Annotated in this window: 5 protein-coding genes; 2 read left to right on the top strand and 3 right to left on the bottom strand. The window is 41.5% G+C overall.

The genetic code is table 11. The features are described 5' to 3' along the window. The first annotated feature begins 33 nt into the window (after positions 1 to 33). The gene (locus G434_RS30880) at positions 34 to 147 is read left to right on the top strand and encodes a hypothetical protein (RefSeq protein WP_001427893.1); all 114 of its coding nucleotides are present in this window, start codon (positions 34 to 36) and stop codon (positions 145 to 147) included. A 221-nt stretch (positions 148 to 368) separates the two neighbouring features. Here the strand turns inward: G434_RS30880 and G434_RS00010 are convergent, their stop codons facing one another. The 3 genes from G434_RS00010 to G434_RS00020 are packed head-to-tail and all read right to left on the bottom strand — an operon-like array spanning position 369 to position 2,825. Beyond that, the gene (locus G434_RS00010) at positions 369 to 1,022 is read right to left on the bottom strand and encodes a PP2C family serine/threonine-protein phosphatase (RefSeq protein WP_016249761.1); all 654 of its coding nucleotides are present in this window, start codon (positions 1,020 to 1,022) and stop codon (positions 369 to 371) included. Then, on the bottom strand, positions 1,019 to 1,885 hold the full coding sequence (locus tag G434_RS00015) for a nucleotidyl transferase AbiEii/AbiGii toxin family protein (protein ID WP_000409995.1): 867 nt from the start codon (positions 1,883 to 1,885) through the stop codon (positions 1,019 to 1,021). Before G434_RS00015 ends, G434_RS00010 begins: the two co-directional genes overlap by 4 nt. Next, the gene (locus tag G434_RS00020; protein ID WP_000280763.1) at positions 1,869 to 2,825 is read right to left on the bottom strand and encodes a type IV toxin-antitoxin system AbiEi family antitoxin domain-containing protein; all 957 of its coding nucleotides are present in this window, start codon (positions 2,823 to 2,825) and stop codon (positions 1,869 to 1,871) included. The genes G434_RS00015 and G434_RS00020 overlap by 17 nt, the downstream gene beginning before the upstream one ends. Positions 2,826 to 3,900: 1,075 nt before the next feature. Between G434_RS00020 and G434_RS00025 the strand changes: the two genes are divergently transcribed. Then, on the top strand, positions 3,901 to 4,095 hold the full coding sequence (locus tag G434_RS00025) for a Rop family plasmid primer RNA-binding protein (protein WP_001041633.1): 195 nt from the start codon (positions 3,901 to 3,903) through the stop codon (positions 4,093 to 4,095). Positions 4,096 to 4,810: the final 715 nt, after the last annotated feature.

Here is a 4,810-nt window from a genome sequence, read left to right as displayed (position 1 = left end):
TCGGTGTAGGTCGTTCGCTCCAAGCTGGGCTGTGTGCACGAACCCCCCGTTCAGCCCGACTGCTGCGCCTTATCCGGTAACTATCGTCTTGAGTCCAACCCGGTAAGACACGCCTTAACGCCACTGGCAGCAGCCACTGGTAACTGATTTAGAGGAGTTAGTCTTGAAGTCATGCGCCAGTTAAGGCTAAACTGAAAGAACAGGTTTTGGTGACTGCGCTCCTCCAAGCCAGTTACCTTGGTTCTTCGAGCCGCAAACTCTTTGAACCTAAGAGAAAACCGCCCCGCAAAGGCGGTTTTTTTCTTTTACAGAAAAGAGATTATCTATATGACACGAAGATCTCAATAGCTTCTTCAAAAAACACGAAATCAAGAAGGGAATCTAACGTAGCAAACCGTATGATTCTCTGCGTTACCCGGGATATTTTTAGTAAATTTAGCCAAGTTAGATTCTGGGTTATCTTTCATGAGGTCAATAACAGTACCATCATTAAAATGCTCCCAAAACCCATCAGTACATAAAATAACCTCTTTGTTTTCATCATTTAAATCAAAAACTGAATGATTGAAAATTATCTCATCAGAGCAGAAATCAACAAATGATGTTAGATAATTTCTGTCTGGGCAATAACAAACGAGGTGAGGTATATTTTTATTATCGATTCCATTTTCCTTTAATCTTTTCCAGGCAACCGAGTTATCCTCTGTTAGAAGGACTCCACTTTTGTTATATACACGGCAATCTCCTGCATTATATATATGGAGGTGCGTATTATTTTTAAAAAGGAAACATACTGCAGCCTTAACAGGAACTGACTTGCATGGTTCAATAATATCTTTATTCAGATCACCAGAAAACACGCACTTATCTAACCTACCAGAGAGAATTTTCATATTCCACTCAGAGCAGGAATACCCATCCATAATAACCATTCCAAACACATCATTTTGACAATTTATCGTAGATAATAAGTCTAAGTTTTCACATCTGTTACCAATATCACTAAAACTGAACGCTATCATTTGAATATATCCCACGGAAGACTTTCATAGAAACAGGCAACTTTTTCATAAGCATCTTCAAAAAGAGGTAATGATTTAACGGTGGATGATAAATCCTGATATCGCTGACTGGAACGCTCGATAATTTCTACATCCCTTATACCTTTAACGTTTAAGAGATTATCCAATTGTTTACCTTCACTCTTTTTTAAAAGAGACTCCAGTATTTTATACTTATCTTGCCGAGAAAACTCATATTTACCTAAAAGATAATTGATATCATATATATCTTGCTCTCGATTTCTCTCTCTAACTTTTTGTTGCAAAACGGATCGATATTTTTCAGCCATCAAATCAGTTAAGCTGTAGGTCTTTACGCTATCATTGTCATCATCACCATCTAATGATAAAAAGTCAAAATCATACGTTTTTTCGTTAAAGCTAAAATCGATATTTATCACTGAAGGTGATTGATTAGATTCAAGCCTTTTCATTGCAGACGCATTAGAACGATCGCAAAAGGCTATATTTATCTGTACAGTTGGAAATGTTCCTTGTGCATTAGGTTGAATTTTATGAGATTGAACTTTACATTTAATACCATATCCCAATTCAGCCTCAGCAACATCCATTGAGTCATTAAACCTATTGAAAAAATCCCCCAAGTCAATTTCAGAAAGTTTTTTTTCGGTAGAAAAATCAATATCCTTTGTGTATCTATCACTACCATGCTTAACACCAAGAAGAGTCCCTCCCTTCATAACCATCATTTCATTCAAACTCTCCTCTATAGAAATAGATTTAAGTATTATATGTACAGCCTGGCGCATCAACCTGTACTTCCCACCAGACTCTTCGATCCAATTATTAATTTCTTTTTCCATAAGACTTAACCATATCAACATTAATAGAAATAAACCATTCTTCATCAAAGTAAGGTGAGAATGGACTCTTTGGAGATAGCACTTTCGAACTACCTCTGTATTTACCCGCCTCTTGTTTCCATTCGCTTATTTTTTTATTATTAACCCCAATAATTCTATCCAAAATGAATCCAACCCTTACCTTGTCAATATGACGGCCAAGCTTATCGACTTCCTTTATAATCAGAGGTGCATATTTTTTACCGTGCTCAATAAATGATTCCAATACATGCTCCTCACCACCACAGTAATCAGGCCGCCTGGTCATATCCATAAAGGTCTTACCGATAGATGATACCCTGACAGGGGAATTACGAGCCTTCATTGGCTCAACATAATTTGTTTCTTGTGTAACGATAATTTTTATTCCATTGACCTCAGAATTTCTTGGAAATCTAGGCATGAATTGTTTGGCTTCGTCTATATCAGGATTATCCTTTTGAAAATCATGATAGAACTTATTCTTCCACTGTTCGGAACGACATGTCGTAAAGTGGATTATCTTGGGTATTTTATCTGTGATGTTATGCCAATCCATAGCGGATAAATAGGATAAGTATCCATATGGATACGTAGAGCACACTATATCATTTTCCGGAGAACCATCGTTACCTTTAACAAAAAAGACCTCATAGAAACCGCCAATTAAATGGGGGTAAGCATGATGCTTATCGTTACTTTCAACTCTTGATAAAACCCCTGACTTTAATAATTTTAATATATTTTTTTCAAATTCATTAGGTCCTGCTTTGTTCTTTCTAATTTGATATATCCTCTCACCATTATATTCTTTTTTTAAATAAAAAAGGTAAATCTGCAAAGAGATTTCTTCTTTGGTTATGACTGGTTTTTTATATTCATTCAACAACCAAGACGTTAGCGCTTCTTCGATAAGATACATATTCAACCTTTTCGGTTTAGTCTCTAATAGAATATACGTCCTAAGGACGTATATTCTATTAGAGATTGATTGTCAAGAAAAAAATAATAACAAACAAGCATTTGCCATTTTTATATTTTTGATATCCTATAAAATAAATCCTAAGGATTTATTTTATAGGATAATAAGTAGGAAGTCAAGAAAAAGTTTACTTATATCACCGTTTTCATAACACCTCATGCGATCAATTCAGCGGCGGTTATAGTTCAAATCCATGATTAGGACATCTGTTGCTCATAAACGATGAGCGTAAAAGATCATTTTTCAGCGTCATTTACCATAACGTCGCATTGCGCGCACCGCTAAAACGCGCTGAAAGCGATTCTGCCGCGAACACCGCAAAAAGAGATGTTCTCCCCGGGGTAAACCGGAAAAATGCGTCAGGATCGCTTTCAGCTCACTGCATAGCTATGCATGAAAGTGAATGACGATCGGTTTGGGCGCATACAGTGCCCATGAGACACATTTTCGGACATTTTCAGTTCGTGAATCCCTGACTCATTGCTACATATCTGAACAGACACCCCTAGCAGCGCCCCCAGGGGTGTCCTGTAAAAAAACACACCGCGCCGCTAGCAGCACCCCTAATATAAGATGATGTTTTTTATGAAAATAGTCAGTACCACCCCTAAAAAGCGGTGTTGGCGCAGCTACAACACCGCGCCGACACCGCTTTTTTAAATATCACAAAGAGAGCAAGAAGAACTAATTTGTCATAACTCTCTATTTATAAAGAAAAATCAGCAAAAACTTGTTTTTGCGTGGGGTGTGGGCATTTCAGGCATGAGAACAGACTCGCGTTTTTCCGGAGTATCAGCGGAATTATTGATTAAGAAACACTCGACGCAGAGCGAAATTTTATGCAACAGCGGCTGCACTGCACAGGGATTATTTATCAGTTGATATGCTGTGCCATGATACGTCCTAAAAAAACAGGACAGGATGTGCAATTGTAATACCGTCGCCCGCAACGTCTTACAATTACCACCTGGTCAGGGTCCACCCGACACCCGGTACTGACGGAGAACAACGGAAGGTGAACAAACAGCAACAAACTGCGCTGAATATGGCGCGATTTATCAAAAGCCAGAGCCTGACACTGCTTGAAAAACTGGATGCTCTGGATGCCGACGAACAGGCGGCCATGTGCGAACGACTGCACGAACTCGCGGAAGAACTCCAGAACAGCATCCAGGTTCGCTTTGAGACCGAAAGTGAAACAGGAACATAACGAAGCTGACGGAGGCGCTCACGGCTTGTCCGCGAGCGTTTTCGGCAGCAGACAAGCCCGCCAGGGCGCGTCAGCGGGTGTCGGGGCGAAGCCCTGACCCAGTCACGTAGCGATAGCGGAGTGTATACTGGCTTAACTATGCGGCATCAGTGCGAATTGTATGAAAAGTGCCCCATGCCGGGTGTGAAATTCCGCACAGATGCGTAAGGAGAAAATGCGCGTCCAGGCGCTTTTCCGCTTCCTCGCTCACTGACTCGCTACGCTCGGTCGTTCGGCTGCGGCGAGCGGTACTGACTTACACAAAAACGGCAGCACGGTTATCCACAGAATCAGGGGATAAGGCCGGAAAGAACATGTGAGCAAAAGACCAAGAACAGGAAGAAGGCCGCGCCGCAGGCGTTTTTCCATAGGCTCCGCCCCCCTGACGAGCATCACAGAAATCGACGCTCAAGTCAGAGGTGGCGAAACCCGACAGGACTTAAAGATACCAGACGTTTCCCCCTGGTGGCTCCCTCGTGCGCTCTCCTGTTCCGACCCTGCCGCTTACCGGATACCTGTCCGCCTTTCTCCCTTCGGGAAGCGTGGCGCTTTCTCATAGCTCACGCTGTTGGTATCTCAGTTCGGTGTAGGTCGTTCGCTCCAAGCTGGGCTGTGTGCACGAACCCCCCGTTCAGCCCGACTGCTGCGCCTTATCCGGTAACTATCGTCTTGAGTC

This window comes from Escherichia sp. KTE172 (assembly GCF_000408845.1).
Lineage (GTDB): Bacteria > Pseudomonadota > Gammaproteobacteria > Enterobacterales > Enterobacteriaceae > Escherichia > Escherichia coli.
This window is presented reverse-complemented; position numbering and strand designations above follow the sequence as displayed.

Bases quoted from the DNA above. Each gene is read 5' to 3' on its own strand.
- G434_RS00010 (WP_016249761.1), bottom strand. From the start codon at position 1,022: ATGATAGCGTTCAGTTTTAGTGATATTGGTAACAGATGTGAAAACTTA.
- G434_RS00015 (WP_000409995.1), bottom strand. From the start codon at position 1,885: ATGGAAAAAGAAATTAATAATTGGATCGAAGAGTCTGGTGGGAAGTAC.
- G434_RS00020 (WP_000280763.1), bottom strand. From the start codon at position 2,825: ATGTATCTTATCGAAGAAGCGCTAACGTCTTGGTTGTTGAATGAATAT.